This window comes from Pantoea sp. LMR881 (assembly GCF_027157825.1).
GTDB lineage: Bacteria > Pseudomonadota > Gammaproteobacteria > Enterobacterales > Enterobacteriaceae > Pantoea > Pantoea haifensis.
The window spans coordinates 1,431,988-1,449,019 of the sequence record NZ_JAPVOK010000002.1 but is presented as its reverse complement, the minus strand read 5'-3'; the positions used below and the strand labels follow the sequence as shown (position 1 = coordinate 1,449,019).

At 53.0% G+C, this 17,032-nt stretch carries 17 protein-coding genes and 3 pseudogenes; 15 read left to right on the top strand and 5 right to left on the bottom strand.

Annotation, left to right across the window (positions count from 1 at the left end; genetic code table 11):
- The first annotated feature begins 41 nt into the window (after window positions 1–41).
- Window positions 42–1,567: pseudogene (locus O3W44_RS08720) on the top strand (FAD-dependent oxidoreductase).
- Window positions 1,568–1,689: 122 nt separating this feature from the next.
- On the opposite strand, the pseudogene proC reads toward O3W44_RS08720, so the two are convergent.
- Window positions 1,690–2,501 (bottom strand): annotated as a pseudogene (gene proC / locus O3W44_RS08715) (pyrroline-5-carboxylate reductase).
- A gap of 91 nt (window positions 2,502–2,592) precedes the next feature.
- On the opposite strand from proC, the gene O3W44_RS08710 reads away from it, so the two are divergent.
- The 3 genes from O3W44_RS08710 to O3W44_RS08700 are packed head-to-tail and all read left to right on the top strand — an operon-like array spanning window position 2,593 to window position 4,028.
- The gene (locus tag O3W44_RS08710; RefSeq protein ID WP_269292758.1) at window positions 2,593–3,102 is read left to right on the top strand and encodes a hypothetical protein; all 510 of its coding nucleotides are present in this window, start codon (window positions 2,593–2,595) and stop codon (window positions 3,100–3,102) included.
- A 9-nt stretch (window positions 3,103–3,111) separates the two neighbouring features.
- The gene (locus O3W44_RS08705; RefSeq protein ID WP_269292757.1) at window positions 3,112–3,555 is read left to right on the top strand and encodes a DUF421 domain-containing protein; all 444 of its coding nucleotides are present in this window, start codon (window positions 3,112–3,114) and stop codon (window positions 3,553–3,555) included.
- A 17-nt stretch (window positions 3,556–3,572) separates the two neighbouring features.
- A complete protein-coding gene (locus O3W44_RS08700; protein WP_269292756.1) occupies window positions 3,573–4,028 on the top strand; it encodes a YaiI/YqxD family protein in 456 nt (151 codons plus the stop codon).
- Here the strand turns inward: O3W44_RS08700 and O3W44_RS08695 are convergent.
- Window positions 4,025–4,693 carry a DUF2076 domain-containing protein gene (locus tag O3W44_RS08695; protein WP_269292755.1) on the bottom strand — a complete coding sequence of 223 codons (669 nt, stop codon included), beginning with the start codon at window positions 4,691–4,693 and terminating at the stop codon, window positions 4,025–4,027. The genes O3W44_RS08700 and O3W44_RS08695 overlap by 4 nt on opposite strands.
- 283 nt (window positions 4,694–4,976) lie before the next feature.
- Here O3W44_RS08695 and aroL point away from each other — a divergent pair, with 283 nt between their 5' ends.
- The 7 genes from aroL (at window position 4,977) to ppnP (ending at window position 10,585) form a co-directional block, all read left to right on the top strand.
- Entirely contained in the window at window positions 4,977–5,501 is a 525-nt protein-coding gene (aroL, locus tag O3W44_RS08690; protein ID WP_269292754.1) for a shikimate kinase AroL, read from the top strand.
- Between the two features lie 116 nt (window positions 5,502–5,617).
- Window positions 5,618–5,809 carry a YaiA family protein gene (locus O3W44_RS08685; RefSeq protein ID WP_269292753.1) on the top strand — a complete coding sequence of 64 codons (192 nt, stop codon included), beginning with the start codon at window positions 5,618–5,620 and terminating at the stop codon, window positions 5,807–5,809.
- A 273-nt stretch (window positions 5,810–6,082) separates the two neighbouring features.
- Window positions 6,083–6,835: an IclR family transcriptional regulator gene (locus tag O3W44_RS08680; RefSeq protein WP_269292752.1), complete on the top strand. Its 753-nt coding sequence runs from the start codon at window positions 6,083–6,085 to the stop codon at window positions 6,833–6,835.
- A gap of 168 nt (window positions 6,836–7,003) precedes the next feature.
- Window positions 7,004–8,563, top strand: coding sequence for an OPT/YSL family transporter (locus O3W44_RS08675; protein WP_269292751.1), 1,560 nt, complete (start codon window positions 7,004–7,006; stop codon window positions 8,561–8,563).
- A 13-nt stretch (window positions 8,564–8,576) separates the two neighbouring features.
- Window positions 8,577–9,509, top strand: a complete 933-nt coding sequence (locus O3W44_RS08670) for a DUF1177 domain-containing protein (RefSeq protein WP_269292750.1) — start codon at window positions 8,577–8,579, stop codon at window positions 9,507–9,509.
- Window position 9,510: 1 nt separating this feature from the next.
- Window positions 9,511–10,188, top strand: a complete 678-nt coding sequence (locus O3W44_RS08665) for an AroM family protein (protein ID WP_269292749.1) — start codon at window positions 9,511–9,513, stop codon at window positions 10,186–10,188.
- A gap of 106 nt (window positions 10,189–10,294) precedes the next feature.
- The gene (gene ppnP, locus O3W44_RS08660) at window positions 10,295–10,585 is read left to right on the top strand and encodes a pyrimidine/purine nucleoside phosphorylase (RefSeq protein WP_269292748.1); all 291 of its coding nucleotides are present in this window, start codon (window positions 10,295–10,297) and stop codon (window positions 10,583–10,585) included.
- 32 nt (window positions 10,586–10,617) lie between these two features.
- Here ppnP and rdgC read toward each other — a convergent pair whose 3' ends face one another.
- Window positions 10,618–11,529, bottom strand: coding sequence for a recombination-associated protein RdgC (rdgC, locus tag O3W44_RS08655; RefSeq protein ID WP_269292747.1), 912 nt, complete (start codon window positions 11,527–11,529; stop codon window positions 10,618–10,620).
- Window positions 11,530–11,675: 146 nt separating this feature from the next.
- Between rdgC and mak the strand changes: the two genes are divergently transcribed.
- On the top strand, window positions 11,676–12,587 hold the full coding sequence (gene mak, locus O3W44_RS08650; protein WP_269292746.1) for a fructokinase: 912 nt from the start codon (window positions 11,676–11,678) through the stop codon (window positions 12,585–12,587).
- A 19-nt stretch (window positions 12,588–12,606) separates the two neighbouring features.
- Window positions 12,607–12,867, top strand: coding sequence for a hypothetical protein (locus tag O3W44_RS08645; protein ID WP_269292745.1), 261 nt, complete (start codon window positions 12,607–12,609; stop codon window positions 12,865–12,867).
- A gap of 1 nt (window position 12,868) precedes the next feature.
- On the opposite strand, the gene eat is transcribed toward O3W44_RS08645, so the two are convergent.
- On the bottom strand, window positions 12,869–14,233 hold the full coding sequence (gene eat, locus O3W44_RS08640) for an ethanolamine permease (protein ID WP_269292744.1): 1,365 nt from the start codon (window positions 14,231–14,233) through the stop codon (window positions 12,869–12,871).
- A gap of 255 nt (window positions 14,234–14,488) precedes the next feature.
- Between eat and O3W44_RS08635 the strand changes: the two are divergent.
- Both O3W44_RS08635 and qhpR read left to right on the top strand, forming a co-directional pair.
- A pseudogene (locus O3W44_RS08635) lies at window positions 14,489–15,492 on the top strand (phosphotransferase enzyme family protein).
- Between the two features lie 144 nt (window positions 15,493–15,636).
- A complete protein-coding gene (gene qhpR, locus O3W44_RS08630) occupies window positions 15,637–16,698 on the top strand; it encodes an AraC-like transcriptional regulator QhpR (RefSeq protein ID WP_269292743.1) in 1,062 nt (353 codons plus the stop codon).
- Here the strand turns inward: qhpR and O3W44_RS08625 are convergent.
- Entirely contained in the window at window positions 16,691–17,023 is a 333-nt protein-coding gene (locus O3W44_RS08625; RefSeq protein WP_269292741.1) for a cell envelope integrity TolA C-terminal domain-containing protein, read from the bottom strand. The genes qhpR and O3W44_RS08625 overlap by 8 nt on opposite strands.
- Between the last annotated feature and the right edge of the window lie 9 nt (window positions 17,024–17,032).

Genomic DNA, 17,032 nt, shown 5'->3' with positions numbered 1-17,032 from the left:
TCGCCGCGCAAAAGATAATTAATCAGCAAAGGAGCCATGTCGTGAATTATCAATTTATCATCGCCCTGAAAGATTTGCCGCAGCGTCAGCCAGTCAAAAAAAAGCTCGGTGAAACAGAAATTTTGCTGATTCGTGAAGGGGAGAGCGTTCGCGCCTGGCAGGCAAAGTGTCCCCATGCCGGCGCACCGCTGGAGCAAGGCGCTATTTGTGGCGACAAGCTGGTCTGTCCGTGGCACAAAGCAGTTTTCCAGCTGGCAGACGGCAAAATGTGTGAGCCGCTGGCGCTGGCCGATCTCAAGCAATATCCATTGCGGATTGAAAACGGAGATGTGTTTGTGAATCCCAAAGCAATGTCACCCGCTGCTCCTGTCGGCAGTGGGGCAACGTCGCCGGTTTATGTCGTGCTTGGTGGGGGGCGGCAGGAAGTGCCGCGTTATGGACCTTGCGTCATGAAGGTTTTAAAGGCCGTGTCGTATTAGTCGAGCGTGAAGAAGACGCGCCTTACGATCGCACCACACTCACTAAATTTGTGCCCTCCGGCAAGATGGATATCAGTGAAGTTCCGCCCATACTGAAGGGCGATGTACTCGAACATATCGAACGTATTCATGCCAATGTGGCGCGCGTTGACAGCCAACAGCAACGGCTGATTTTTGAACAGGGTGGCGAGCTAAAATTCGATAAATTACTCATTGCCAGCGGCGGAGTACCGACCAAACCGAATCTACCCGGTAACGATTTAGCCGGGGTGCATCTGCTTCGCAGCAGGCGTCAGACGGATGCGCTGTTGAAAGAGGTGGATGAAAGCCAGCAAATTGTGATTACTGGCAACAGTTTTATTGGCATGGAGCTGGCATCGGCTTTGCGTAACCGTGACATTGATGTCACGGTGCTGGCTCGCCATCCTTTGCCCTTCGCTAAACAGTTTGGCGAAGAGATCGGCCGCTATTTCTGTAATCTGCACAAAGCCAACGGCGTGAAATTTATTACCGGGGAAACGGAATCGCTGGAAGGTAAGCACCATGTCACCGGTCTGCGCCTGAAAGACGGAAGGCTGCTCGCTGCCGATGTGGTGCTGTTTGCCACCGGCATTAAACCGGCAACGCCCTTCATTCATGACTTACCGCTGCTGGAAGATGGCAGTCTGCAAACGGATGAGCAGTTACGTGTAACGGAAAATATTTGGGTTGCCGGTGATATCGCGACCTTTCCGTCGGCGCAAGGGCCGTTGCGCATTGAGCACTATCGTGTCGCCCATCAGCAAGGCCGCATTGCGGCGAAGAATATGCTTGATCAGGCGATCGTGTATGACCGCGTACCCTTCTTCTGGACCACACAGTTTGGTACCCGTTATGAATATGTCGGTCATGCGAAAGAGTGGGATGAATACAAACTAGTCGGTTCGCTTGATGAGAAAAATTTTATCGCCTTTTATGGACAGCAAGGCCGTCTGGCTGCCATCAGCGCCTGCGGGAAATATACGCTGACGGCAAAATTTGTTGAGCGGATGCAGCAGCCAATGACGATAGCGGAAGGGCTGGCGCTGCTTGAGGAGAGTCAGGCTTAAAATGTGCGTTTCGTTCTGCTAAAGGCAAAATGAAAGCAACCGATAAGGAGAGCCTGCACCGCAAAATGTTTTGCTGCCGGACTCTCCTTTTCGGCACCCACAGAAAAGACAGCGAGAGAAGATTAACTGCGACTCAATTTTTCAGACTTCGCCATACACTGCTGCATCGCCTCTATTACCGCTGCGCGAAAGCCTTTCTCTTCCAGCACTTTCACGGCTTCGATGGTGGTGCCTCCCGGTGAACACACCATATCTTTTAGCTCACCAGGATGCCTGCCGGTTTCCAGCACCATTTGCGCAGAACCTTTCACTGCCTGAGCGGCAAATTCATAAGCCTGCGCACGCGGCATGCCACCGAGCACGGCGGCATCGGCCATCGCTTCGATAAACATAAAGACATAAGCCGGTGCAGAGCCGCTCACGCCAACAACGGAATGAATTAAATATTCATTCACCACTGCTGCTTTGCCAAAGCATTCAAAAATCGCGACGACTTCGTCAGTTTCTTGCGGCTCCACCAATACATTAGGCGTAACCGAAGTCATGCCTTCGCTAACCAGCGAGGGCGTATTGGGCATAGCGCGAATAATTTTGCGATCGTGCCCCAGTACCGAAGCCAGCGAATCGAGCGTCACGCCAGCGGCAATCGACACCAATAACGCCTCTTTTTTAACTGCCCGGCAAGATCTTTTAGCACCTTCAAAATCACGTTGGGTTTAACCGCCCCGAACAGGATATCGACTTCACGCGCCAGCGCCTCAGCACTTTCAGCGGCATTGATGCCGTACTGTTTAGCCAGCGCCTGATTGGTTTCGGCTTTGCGATCGTAAACCCAGATAGCAGATGGCGCGATTTGCCCGCTGTTCACCAGCCCGCCAATAATGGCCTTCGCCATGTTGCCACCGCCGATAAAGCCTATTTTTTTCTCCAACACCGCCATCTCCTTAGGAAATTTTCGATTTTTTGAGCGTTTTAGCTTACTTCAGCCAGGATTAATAACAAGTCAGCTACGGAGAGAATGCCTGATGTCTAATGATGAACAGCGTAGCCGGGACTATCCGGTAAAAGAAAGCATGTGGTGGCAGCGTTTTGAATGGCGTGTTCAGCGTTTCGGTTATTTGATATTGGTCCTGATTATGATTGCCGGTGCCTGCGGTGCCTTTTCCAAAGGCTTCATCAGTAACCAGAACGCCAGCAGCAGTGACGGGCGGCTACAGGTAAGGTATGAACGCTTTGGTCGGCTCGACAGCACCATGGACATATCCATGCATCTCACTCAGTTGCAGGGAAAAGAGTATCAAATCACCTTACAGGGTCAACAGCTCGACGATTTGCAAATCCAGACGCTACAACCGCAGCCGGATGAGGCCTGGAGCGATAAAAATACCCTGATCCTGCGCTGGCACCCACGGTCCAATCAGCAAAACGCAACGGTATGGCTCACGGCACAACCGAAAAGCTATGGACGATTTCCGCTCACCATTCAGCTCGACGATCGCAGTAAGGTAAATATCACTTCGCTGGTTTATCCCTAGGAGGAAAGTATGGAAACGGTATTACGTGCCGCCAGTATGTATATTCTGCTGATGATAGTGTTAAAAATAGCAGGACGGCGCACCTTAATGGAAATGACATCATTTGACTTGATTTTGCTGCTGATTATCAGTGAAGCCACACAGCAGGCATTGTTAGGTGATGATTTTTCTGTGACTGGGGCAGCGTTAACCATCATTACGTTAATCGTGATTGATATTCTGTTTGGCACGCTGAAAACCTGGTTTCCCCGTATTGAGATGCTGATTGATGGCGCATCATTAATATTGGTGGAAGAGGGAAAATTACTCTCACAGCGAGCGCGAAAAGCAGGGATCAGTGAAGATGATATTTTGCAAAGTGCACGCAGCTCGCAGGGACTGGAGCGCATGGATCAAATTAAATTTGCCATTTTGGAGAAGAACGGCAAGATCTCCATCATTCCCCGAGAGTAAAAAAGTAAGGAACTGAGATGTTTATTTGGGTCGACGCTGACGCTTGTCCAAATGTCATTAAAGAAGTGCTGTACCGCGCAGCGGTCAGAACCCAAACCACCGTGACGTTTGTGGCGAATCAATTCCTGCGCGTACCGCCATCGCCTTTTCTGCGCACCTTGCAAGTGCCCGCCGGGTTTGATGTGGCCGACAATGAAATAGTGAAACGTGCCCAGCCAGGCGATCTGGTGATCACGGCAGATATTCCCCTGGCAGCAGAAGTGATTGAAAAGGGGGCTGCCGCACTTAATCCACGCGGTGAACGCTATTCACCCGCAACGATTCGTGAACGCCTGACGATGCGCGATTTTATGGATACCCTGCGTGCCAGCGGCGTACAAACTGGCGGCCCTGCGGCAATGAGCCCGCGTGACCGCCAGCAGTTTGCTAACGAACTGGACAGTTGGCTCAGACAGCGTAAAAGCCAGGCTTAAACGAAGCTGTCGTCGTCAAAACTGTTGTTATCAAAGTCATTAAGATCGTTATTGTCGGCAAAGGTGTTATCCCAGCCGCTGTTCTGATCGAGGAATGGCTGATCATTACCGTTAAAGGTATCAAGATTGTTACTCACATCCGGCAGCGGCGGTTCGTTGATGATATTCACGATCTCTTCCGGCTGTGAGTGATGGAACATGCTGGTCAGCATATCTGCCATGACCACACCGCCCGCCACACCCACCGCTGTTTGCAATGCACCACCTAAAAAACCGGTGCCGCGTGCGGCTGGCGCACTGGCATATTGCGGCGGCTGCTGTGGCGGTGCGCTGTTCCAGACCGGCGGCTGTTGAGCAGGAGTCTGCTGGCGCGAACCTCCGCCAAACAGGCCGGAAAGGAACCCACCGCTGCTCTGTTGAGGCTGCTGGGGTTGCTGCTGCTGCGCCATACGACTCTCCAGCTCGCTAATGCGCTCATTCAGCTTTTTCATCGCCGCTTCCTGGATCAGGATCGCCTGCGCCATATAGTAGGGCGCGCCAGGCTGCTCCCGCAGGTGCAGCTTGATCAGCTGTTCAGCAGCGATATCACGCGCCGGGGTTTGACTCTCAGCCTGTTTTAAACGGCTAAACAGTCCATCGATTAATTGTTGCTCTTCGCGTTGCATGATGGTTCTCCTGTTACGACTTATATCAGTATATGGGGACGACAGCAGACAAAGTAAAATCAGGCCCGTAAGCAAATGTTGCAAACCCGGCGGCAAAGAGTGGATGCACAAAACGTGCATCATTTATCCATTATAAATCAATGATTTGATTTGTTCCTGCTGAGGGTGTTAGGCAAAATATGCTTGACGGGTGGAGGTGATAATAAAATCCAGTTATTATGCGTCGCATTATTGAGCTGAACGCGCAGCCGCTCTGGGCTGCCACGGCGGAGGAACTGCCCTGATGTCTTTATCCATCTTTTTGATTGGCGCGCGCGGTTGCGGCAAAACCACCGTTGGCGAAGCGTTATCGCAGGCGCTGGGTTATGCCTTTCGCGATACCGATCATCATTTGCAATTAATGACGCAACGCAGCGTAGCTGAAGTGGTCGCAGATGAAGGCTGGGAAGGTTTCCGGGCGCGTGAAGCGGAATCGCTGATCGCGGTGACTGCGCCAGCGACAATCATCGCCACAGGCGGTGGCATGGTGTTAGCCGAAGCGAACCGTCACTTTATGCGCGAGCAGGGCCGCGTTATCTGGTTAAATGCTCCGCCAGAGGTGTTGGCTAAACGCCTCGAAAACCAGCCAGAAGCGGCACAGCGACCTACATTAACCGGACGCCCAATCGCAGAAGAGATGAGCGATGTGTTGCAGGAACGCGCTCACCTTTACCGTGCCGCCGCGCATCATGAAGTGAACGCCATGCAAACGCCGGAACGTGTCGTTGACGACATTCTGCACTCGCTCTCTTTGGCGCGTGCGAGCTGAACTAACCCTCAGATTTTTCCCGCTTTCATCTTGTTTTCATTCCTGTTGTCTATACTTAGCTTCTGACGGGCAACAGCCTGTCTTGTGGAATGCTATTTAGCCAAGAGGGACTGATTATGCCAACAAGACCACCGTATCCACGCGAAGCGCGCGTTGTAGCCGTAGAAAAAGGCGCAGAAGGCAATAAAGTCACTTCCTATGAATTACGTGCCGATCATCCCAAGCCGAATTCGCTGATCAGCGAACATGAGACTGAATCTGAAGCGCAAGATGCCAAGGTGCGTTACGAGGATGTGGAAAAAGAGTAGGGCATTTCCACTGGCAAGGATGCCAGTTCTGTTAGTACATACTTAAAGCTTATCGCTCTATTCCCCTTATTTTTCTGCTTAACGACTTACCTGTCCGCTTCTCTCCTGTTTCCTTTTGCAGGGTGACGCAACCGGGCAGTGAAGCTATTCATTTTCCCTTATTTAAGGGGACAAAAATCACGCTGGAGAAAATTTAGGCTTGACCGCCGCCGCGTCACGCTTTATTTTTTGTTATCAAAATAGGAACTCTGTTCCATATAGTGAAACTTTGCCATGACAACACTCGAAAATGCAGCCGCCGTCCTTAAGTTATTTCAGCGTAAAGGTATTACGCAGGGGCACGTCGGGCTGACGTTTACTGAGGTGGTTGAGGCGTTAACGCTGCCAAAAAGTACGGTGTCGCGCTTGCTGGCAACCATGGAAAATCAGGGGTTACTGGAACGGGATGCTGAAAGCCGCTGTTTTCATATTGGGCGCGTACTGTTAGCTGCTGTCGGACATTATCTTTCCGCGCCACTGGTTGACAGCGTTTCTCCTGCAATGGTGCGCCTCGCTGCGAATACCGGCTGTATGGGGTATGTCTCCAAGCTAGACGGGCGTGAAGTACTGGTGATGCGCATGTTTCATGGCCGCCACTTTACGCAACTGGTGACGCCGCCGGGTAGTCGAATGCCTGCTACTGCGACATCAACCGGACGAGCCTTGCTCGCGCTGTTGAGTGATGAAGACGTAAAAGCACGTTATCAGGATGTATGGCAGACGGTTTCGCCCAACTCGCCACAAAATGTTGAGGCACTTTGTGGCGAGCTGGCAGCTATTCGCCAGCAGGGTTGGTCACTGGCGCGCAATGAAACGCTGGGCGGTATTAGCTCGTTGTCGGTCGTAGTGCATAACAAACATCACGGCGAATCGGTGGCGCTCTGCCTGTCGTTTCTGTCGCAAGATGCTGAGCCGGGATACCCGCCAGCAATTTTGGAAGCATTACGTGCAACTGCCACAGAGATGGCTGAAAAATATGGCACGTAATCTCTCAACGATTTTATCGGCGTAATACTTTCGCCACACCGGGAAAAACGCAGGCCTTCGGGCCTGTTTATTTCACTTCAGGGATGAAATAAAAAAACAACGTAAACGAGCCTTTTGGCTCGTGAAGCGTTATTTCATTTCGTCTGGATACTTAGTGGCGAGGATCGTATGGAACGGAGTAATCCTGTAAAGCAGGCTGGCGTAGCATTGGTTTTAATTTTACTTTCAATTGCGGGTGCAATAATTGGTATCCAGTTAATCACCACCATTGGCGTAACACCCAACACTTCTATTATCGGCGCGCTGTTTGCGATGTTATTAGCGCGTATCCCACTTCAGGCCTTTCGGCGTTATCGCTCTGTTGAAATTCAAAATCTGGCGCAAACCGCTATCTCTTCCGCGACCTTTGGTGCCGCCAATAGCTTATTGATGCCCATCGCCGTGCCCTGGGCACTGGGCGAACCGCAACTGGTTTTTCCCCTGTTTTGTGGCGTCAGCGCCGCCATGCTGCTGGATGCTTATCTGCTCTATCGCTTATTTGATACGCGCGTCTTTCCCGCCAGCAATGCCTGGCCACCGGGCGTCGCCGCCGCCGAAGCGATTAAAGCGGGCGATCGCGGTGGGCGTCAGGCGTGGTTACTGGTTATGGGCATAGTGGGTGGCATTGTCGGATCGATGCTCAAAATTCCGATGTCAGCCTTTGGTACGGCTTTTATCGGCAATATCTGGGCGCTCAGCATGTTGGGTATTGGCTTTTTGATTCGCGCTTATGCGCAACCGATTGCTGACATTGATATCAATGCGCTTTATCTGCCGCACGGCGTGATGGTCGGCGCCGGGTTAGTGGCCCTGATTCAGGTCGTGATGGTGATCCGTAGCCGCCAACAGGATCCACGGGGAGTCAGTCGCAATGGCAGTGAAGTGAAGCGTGCGCTTGGCCTTGGTGGCATTGGCTATGTATTAATTTCAGCGTTGTTGGCATTAGCGGGTGGCCTGTGGAGCGAAATGGGCATCGGCATGCTGCTGCTGTTTATTCTTTATGCCGCATTTGCTGCATTCGTCCATGAACTGATTGTTGGCATTGCCGCCATGCATTCTGGCTGGTTCCCGGCATTTGCCGTGGCATTGATTACGCTTATTGTGGGTATTTTGCTGGGTTTCCCACCACTGGCGCTCTGCCTGCTGTGCGGCTTTACCGCCGCCACTGGCCCAGCATTTGCCGACATGGGCTACGATCTTAAAGCCGGTTTTATTCTGCGCGGCAACGGCGCCGATATGCAACAGGAGCTGTGGGGCCGGCGCATCCAGTTGATTGCTGCGATGATCGCTTTTGTCGTGTCGATTCCGCTGGTGTGGTATGCGCATACGCTGTTCTTTGCCGATAATTTGCTGCCACCGGTGGCTCGCGTTTATGCCAAAACCATCCAGGCGGGTGCAGAGCCAGGCATTGCGGGTAATCTGCTAATGTGGGCGATTCCGGGGGCAATAATTCAGTTTATCGGTGGACCAAAGCGCCAGCTCGGCGTACTGCTCGCCACCGGTTTATTAATCAATAACGCTATGGCCGGTTGGGCGGTCATGGTGGGTATTGCCTTACGTATTGTCATCATTCGCGTCTGGGGCGAGCGAGGCCGCTCGCCAATGGAAGTGATGGCGGCAGGCTTTATCGCAGGCGATGCCTTGTACAGCTTTTTTCATTCATTGTTTGCCAGTAGCAGTAAAAAATAAGTAAGGATTGAAAATGAGTTTGCAGCAGACTTTGCAGGTGTTTGAGCTGTTCGATAGTGCGTTTGTTGATGGGCAACAGGTGGTGGATCTTTTTGCTGACTATCCTGGCGTAAGTGCATCTTTCAGGCGTGTAACGGGTCCGAAAGGCCGGACCGATTTTGTCCGCATTGATATTCCCGGCAGTGCAGGTAAAGCGCAGGGCGGTAATGCCCCGACGCTGGGTATTATTGGCCGTCTTGGCGGTATTGGTGCGCGCCCAACACGCATTGGCATGGTCTCTGATGCGGATGGTGCTGTTGCGGCCATTACCAGCGCACTGAAGCTGGCGCAGATGCAAACCAAAGGCGACGTGCTGGCAGGCGATGTGATCATCACCACGCACATTTGTCCGGATGCGCCGACGCGCCCGCACGAGCCTGTTGATTTCATGGACTCGCCGATTGATGACGTCACCATGAATGATAACGAGGTGGTTGAAGGCGTCGATGCCATTCTCTCTATCGACACCACCAAAGGTAACCGCATCATAAATCACAAAGGATTTGCGCTGTCACCGACGGTGAAAGAGGGCTATATCCTGCGCGTTTCTGACGATTTGTTGCGTATCATGGAAATGACCAGCGGCCGTCCGGCGGTGACTTTTCCGATTACTACGCAAGACATCACGCCTTATGGCAATGGCATCTATCATTTGAACAGTATTCTGCAACCTTCGACTGCCACAGATGTGCCGGTTGTCGGCGTTGCGATTACCGCTGAATCAGTCGTACCGGGCTGCGGCACGGGGGCGAGTCATGAAGTGGATATCGCAGCAGCGGCAAAGTTTGCGGTAGAAGTCGCCAAAGAATTTGGCCGCGAAACCTGCCATTTCTATGATGCACAAGAGTATGCGCGCCTGCTGGAACTTTATGGCAGCCTGAGCCATCTGCGTAACCGGAATCCTTAATATGAATAAATCCCTGGTCACGCTGACCATTGGTCAGTCACCGCGCAGCGACATTTTGCCGCTGTTGCTGGAGCATTTACCTGAAGATCACATCGATCATACGGGGTTGCTGGATGGATTGAGCGCCGCTGATATTGACGAGCAGTTCAAACCTGAACCGGGCGAGGGCATTTTAGTGTCGCGCTTGCAGAGCGGTGAACAGGTGCGCCTTAGCGCACCCAAGGTGGAGCAGGGACTGCAGCAAAAGATTTTTGCACTTGAAGAGGCCGGTTACGACACGATACTGCTGTTGTGTACCGGCCAGTTTGGCGCGCTGAAAACCCATAGCGCGTTGCTGCTGGAACCCGATCGCATCATCCCACCGCTGGTAAAAGCGATAGTCGATCAGCATCAGGTCGGCATTGTCGTGCCGGTTGAGGAGCAGATTCACGAGCAGGCCACTAAGTGGCGGCATCTTACTAAGCCAGCCTGTTTCGCTGTTGCCAGCCCCTATCTGGCAGACAATGAAACCTTGCTTAGTGCAGCGCAGGCGTTACAGGCCCAGGGCGCAGATGTTGTGGTGCTGGATTGTATCGGCTATCACCAGTATCACCGCGACGTTTTGCAAAAACAGCTTGACATCCCGGTGTTGTTATCAAACGTGCTGGTTGCGAAGCTGGCGGCAGAGCTGATCGTCTGAGCCTTGCTGGGATCACACTCTGCCACATCGATCGTTTTTTCGCGTGACAGATCAGCAAGTTCCCTTCTACACTGCCAGACACCTTAATGTGCTGTGAGGAAGTATTATGCTCAACGTAAGTGAGTATTTTGACGGAAAAGTTAAATCCATCGGTTTTGACAGTGCGAGCACCGGTCGTGCCAGCGTTGGCGTGATGATCGAAGGCGAATACACATTTGGCACGGGTCAGCCGGAAGAGATGACGGTAGTAAGCGGCTCACTGAAAGTATTACTGCCGGGCGAGACCGAGTGGAAATGGTTTGAAGCGGGTTCGGTGTTTAATGTGCCGGGCCACAGCGAGTTTCATTTGCAGGTGGGCGAGCCGAGTGCTTATCTCTGCCGCTATCTGAAAGACTAAAAAAATGGCCGCGCGATGCGGCCATTTTCCTGTTAGCGTTGGGCTTCTCCGCCTAACGCTTCCACCAGATTGCTGGTTAACGCAGCAAGCTCGCTGGTCATCAAGATAAAGTCAGCATCAAAACGCTGAGCAAAATCGTCCCGATCAATATCATCGTTCTGATCGCGCAGTGTGTCGCTGAATTTCAGGCGTTTCACCGAACCATCATCCGCCAGCACAAACTGAATACGCTCCTGCCAGTCAAGCGCCAGTTTCGTCACCAGCTTACCGGCTTCGATATGGTTAGCAATTTCATCACAAACCAGATCCTGCTTCTTACAGCGAATGACGCCGCCGTCTTCCAGAATTGCTTTCAGTTCCGCTTCATCCATCAGGGCAAATCCGGCAGGCAGATCGCCTGAACGCACCCATTCGGTCAACGTCAGCTCAATCGGATTTTCCAGCGTCAGTGGAACCACCGGCAGAGAACCGAGGCTTTTACGCAACAGTGCCAGGGTATCTTCCGCTTTTTTTGCGCTGGCGCAGTCAACCATGATCAGATTGTTCACGGTATCGATCCACATAAACGTCTGACTGAAACGGCTAAAGGCGCGCGGCAGCAGGCTGTGCAGCACTTCATCTTTTAGCGAATCTTTTTCCGTCTTCTTCAGCTTACGGCTCTGCTCTGCTTCCAGCTTGCTGATTTTGGCTTCCAGAGCCTGCTTTACCACCGGTGACGGCAGAATTTTTTCTTCTTTGCGGGCACAGATAACGATCTGACCGTTATTAACGTGAGTCAGCGCATCGCTACGGTTACCCATGGGCGGCACCCAGCCCGTTTTGCTCATATCCTGACTGCCACACGGCGTAAAAGTGAAGGCGTCGAGCTGTTTTTCCATCTCGTCTGCGGACAACGGAATGTCTCGATTCAGACGATAAACCATCATATTTTTAAACCACAACATCAGGATTCCTTACCGTGGCGCGATCGGGCGCACAAGTCTAACAGAGTCAGCGCGCATGATAGCGAAACAGAGGAGAGGTTTCATTGCCTTTCCGGCACCGCCCTTCTACTGTATCTCTGACCTGAACGAATAATGAGGAATAAACCGTGCGCATAGGCATCGATTTGGGCGGCACAAAAACGGAAGTCATCGCCTTGTCTGACGAAGGGCATGAACTGTTTCGCCATCGGGTAAATACACCCCGTAACGACTATCAAGCCACAGTCCAGACCATTGTGGATTTAGTGTTGCTGGCTGAAGCTAAAACCGGGCAAACCGGCAGTGTCGGCCTGGGTATTCCTGGCACGCTTTCGCCCTTTAGCCATCGGGTGAAAAATGCTAACTCAACCTGGTTAAATGGCCAACCGCTGGACAAAGATCTGGTACAGGCGCTGAATCGTGACGTGCGTATCGCTAACGATGCGAATTGTCTGGCGGTTTCTGAGGCGATTGATGGCGCAGGCGCAGGCAAATCGCTGGTGTTTGCGGTAATTATCGGTACTGGCTCGGGCGCAGGCGTGGCGATTAACGGTGTATCGCGCACTGGTGGTAACGGTAATGCCGGTGAATGGGGCCACAATCCGCTACCCTGGATGGATGCCGATGAGTTGCGCTACCGGGAAGAGGTGCCCTGTTATTGCGGCCAGCAGGGCTGTATTGAAACCTTTGTTTCCGGCACCGGTTTTGCCACCGATTATCATCGTCTGAGCGGCGTAGTGCTCAAAGGGGCCGACATCATTAAATTGCTGGAACAGCAGGATCCGGTTGCTGAGTTAGCCATGAGCCGTTATGAAATGCGGCTGGCGAAGTCGCTGGCGCAGGTGGTGAATTTGCTGGATCCCGACGTGATTGTGCTGGGCGGAGGCATGAGTAATAACGATCGTTTGTATCAAACCGTGCCGACGCTGATGAAAAAATGGGTATTTGGCGGCGAATGCGAAACGCCGGTATTTAAAGCGATGCATGGCGATTCGAGTGGCGTGCGCGGTGCGGCATGGTTATGGCCGGTAAAAGGCTAAACGGTGCGGCTCTGTCTTTATGTGGCTTTTACGTAAACAGCAACACTTAACGCCAAAGACCGCTTCGCCCGAAGAGCAAAGCGTCCCGTACCAGGACAAAAACGCCGGGAGCGTTTTTGAACCACATTTAGCGTTGGCCCGCCAGCGGGTGAACCTCACGGATGAGGCGAATAGCGGTACGGGACGCGCGTCATGGATGACGCATTGCGTCTTTGCGATCGGGCGAACCGGCTTTGACCATTTCTTTGCGGTCAGTGATTCACTAACCCAACGAAAATGACTTATTCGCCAACCAACATGCCGTCCTGCGGCGCACGATCGCGCTGCGCTTTCGTTGCCAGGAAATAGAGATACCCGACCACCATAAAGGCGACAAACAGGGCGCCAATCACCGGGTTAAACCACAGCATCGCCAGCAAACAGACCACAGACAGCGCCAGAGCAATACCTGGCACAATCGGGTAGCCTGGCGCACGGAAGCTGCGCGCCATATCAGGGGCAGTGCGACGCAGTCTGAACAGGCTAAGCATGCTCATCATATACATCACAATGGCACCGAAAACGGCCATGGTGATCATTGCGGCGGTCAGCGTCATGCCCTGAAGATTAATCACGCCATCGCTGTAAATCGCGGCGATGCCAATCAGGCCACCCGCGATGATCGCACGATGTGGGGTCTGAAAGCGCGACAGTTTTGCCAGCGAGGGCGGTAAATAACCAGCGCGTGCCAGCGCAAAGAACTGACGAGAGTAGCCCAGAATAATACCGTGGAAGCTGGCAATCAGACCAAACAGGCCGATCCACACCAGCATATGCATCCAGTTGGAGTTTTCACCAACGATCATCTTCATCGCCTGCGGCAGAGGATCGTTAATGTCGGAAAGTTTGCGCCAGTCACCTGCGCCGCCAGCCATCAACATCACGCCAATCGCCAGCACCACTAACGTCAAAATGCCAGTGATATAGGCTTTTGGAATGGTGCGTTGAGGGTCTTTCGCTTCTTCTGCTGCCATGGCTGCGCCCTCAATGGCAAGGAAAAACCAGATAGCAAACGGAATCGCCGCAAAAATACCAGACAGCGCAGGCATACTGAAGCTGTCGCTGCCTGCCCAGCCGTGAGCAGCAAAATTCGCCAGGCTGAAGCCGGGCGAAACCACGCCCATGAACACCAGCAGCTCAAACACAGCGAGCACGGTGACCACCAGCTCAAACATCGCTGCCAGCTTCACACCGAGAATATTCAGCGTCATGAACACAACGTAAGCACCAACTGCTGCGGTTTTAGGGTTCAGTTCGGGATACTGCACGTTGAGATAAGCACCAATCGCCATGGCAATTGCCGGAGGGGCAAACACGAACTCAATCAGTGTCGCCAGACCGGCAATTAAACCGCCCGTTTCACCAAAGGCGCGGCGGCTATAAGCAAACGGACCACCTGCATGCGGAATCGCGGTCGTCAGTTCGGTAAAACTAAAGATAAAACAGGTGTACATAGTGGCTATCAGCACGGTGGTGATTAAAAAGCCCAGCGTGCCTGCCACACCCCAACCGTAACTCCAGCCAAAATATTCGCCTGAAATGACCAGGCCAACTGCGATCCCCCAGAGATGCAGGGTGCCCAGGGTGGGCTTGAGTTTGCTTGTCATACTGTTATCCCCGTGGTTGTTGGTGCGAAGCGGCATAACACCGCGAAAACCTTTGCGCTACAGTGAAGGGATAATGCCGCTGCCTGTGTGATAAAGACTTGACGTGGGCGCAGTGAGTTTTGTCCTCCACTGTCAACTCAGACGCAAGAAAAGTGCCAGATGCACGCTGCGGTCAACTTCAGGTTGTCTGCGGTCAAGCAGTGACGCGACAGGCAACCCATGCTGATAACACGCAAGTTACCCGGAGCCGAACTGATGAGTGCAAAACAGTATGACAACTTAACGGATGCACAACTTACTGCGCTGGCGCAGCAGGCGCTGAGCCATTATCCCGCTGCGCTGCACGGTGAATTGAGCCTGTTGTGCCGCTCCGAAAATGCGACCTTTTGCTGCAAGCGGCGGGCAAACGCTACGCAATGCGCCTGCATCGTGGTGATTATCATCAAAAAGCGGATATCGTCAGCGAATTGCTGTGGCTGGATGCGCTGCGTGAAACCGGGATTGTCGTGCCGGAAGCGATCGCGGATAACGAAGGTGAGAAAGTGCTGAGCCTGCTATTAGCCGATGGCAGCGTGCGCCACGTGGTGCTGTTTCACTGGATTGACGGCGAAATGCCAACCACTGACGTCGATCCCAAAGCCTTCCGGCAGTTAGGCCATATCACCGCACGGCTGCATCAGCACAGTAAAAGCTGGCAAAAACCGGCTGGCTTCCAGCGTATCATCTGGGATCATCACACCATGACCAGCGCGCAAAGTCACTGGGGACACTGGCAGGATGCGCCTAATCTCAACCCCGCCGATCATGGCATCGTGGAAGCGGCGATTAGGCGGGTAGGGCAGCAGCTCGACGGCTTTGGTAAAGGATCGGATCGCTATGGGTTGATCCACGCCGATCTGCGCCTGACTAATTTACTGTTGCACAAAGGCGAAACGCGAGTGATCGATTTTGACGATTGTGGCCTTGGCTGGTATCTGCATGATTTAGCGGCTGCGATTAGCTTTGTTGAGCATCATCCGCGTGCAGCTGACTGGGTGGAAAACTGGATCCATGGATATGAGCAGGTGGCGCACATCAGTGATGAAGAGATGGCGATAATACCCACTTTGCTGATCCAGCGTCGTATACAGCTAACGGCATGGGTGGGATCGCATGCCGAAACAGACATGGCGCGGAGTTTAGGTGCCTCCTGGGCCGATCACTCGGTGCGTCTCTGTCGTCGCTATCTGGAAACCGAAACGCTGCCCATTGGGGCCTGATGCACCAGCGATGCGCACCGCTGCGCCGCCGCAGTGCCCCGTTTCACTTGCGACAGGCTAATTGTTTGAAAATCGGGTCGCCTTAAGCTGGTACGAAAATTGCTGACTATAAGTTATCTCTCTTTTCGACACGCTGAGGCGACGATGAATTCAATGACACAGCCTAATGCCTTTGCCGCGTTCTCTTCGGCTGCTGCGGGTAATCATGGGGTGCTGGCTGCGGCTGCCACTGGCCTGAGTGATTTCATCAACACCAGCGGAGGTGACGTAGACCGTATTTTTGGCATCAGTGGCATCGATCCTGAACGGCTGACCAGCCCAACGTTGAGCCTCGGGCTGGTAAATTATTGTCGCGTAATGGAAGAGGCCGCACGGCATTCTGGTTTTGATAACTTCGGTTTGCACTACGGCAGGCAGTTTAAACCGCAGTCATTAGGCCTGATTGGTTACATTGGATTGTGTTCCGCCACGCTGGAGCAGGCGCTGCACAATGTGGTGAATGCATTTCCCTGGCATCAGCACGACACCCTGACCCGGCTGGTCGATAAAGGCGAATGCTGGCGACTGGATTATCAGGTGCGCCACGGCGCGATTCTGTCGCGACGTCAGGATGCTGAACTGACGCTTGGCATGTTTTTGAATTTGATTCGCCACGTTGCCGGTAAAAACTGGGCACCGCGCGAAGTTCATTTCGAACATCCGCGCCCGGAACAATGGCACGATCACTGCAAAGTCTTTGATGCGCCGGTCTGGTTCGATCAGCCTTTTAACTCACTGGTGATTGTTAAACGCGATTTGATGCGCAGCATGCCGGAAAGCGACCCGATGTTGTTGATGGTGATGCAGGATGCTATTCGCCGTCTTAACAGCGCGGTATCTCAGCAGAGCATTGCCGAACAGGCGCGTTCGCAGGTGAACCTGTCACTGATGCAGGGCGAACCGGTCTTAGAGGATATTGCCGATAAAATGGGGCTGTCGAGCTGGTCGCTACAGCGTCGCCTGCGTGAGGAGGGGATAAGCTTCACCGCGCTGGTGGATAACGTACGTTGCGAAATGGCTACGCATTATCTGCAACAGAAGCAGCTACCCATCTCGGAGATGGCGCTGCTGCTGGGGTATTCAGAAGTGAGTGCGTTTTCCCGCGCATTCCGCCGCTGGTTTGGCATCAGCCCACGCCAGTGGCGGCAGGAGGGGCTGGTTAGCTAGCAGGCGGAAACACAAACACCAGCTGCTGCGGGGCATTTTTGGGCGGCAGTGGCATACCACGGGCGCTACTGACGCTTTGCCACGCTTTTAAGCACAGCGCCTCATTTCCCTCAGTACGTAAAACATTATAAAGCCCGTCCGCGCGGCGCTCTGCGGTGACGACACAGCGTTGACCGGCATAGCGCCCGGTATCGCCAAATTTTTGCGTTACCAGGCTTTGCACGTCATGCAGATAACGGTTTGTTTCCTGATCATAAGAAGGTGTATTGCTGCATCCCGCCAGTAGCAGCGCCACTGAGGCGCTGCTGATTATCCCTTTTAGCATTGTTATCCC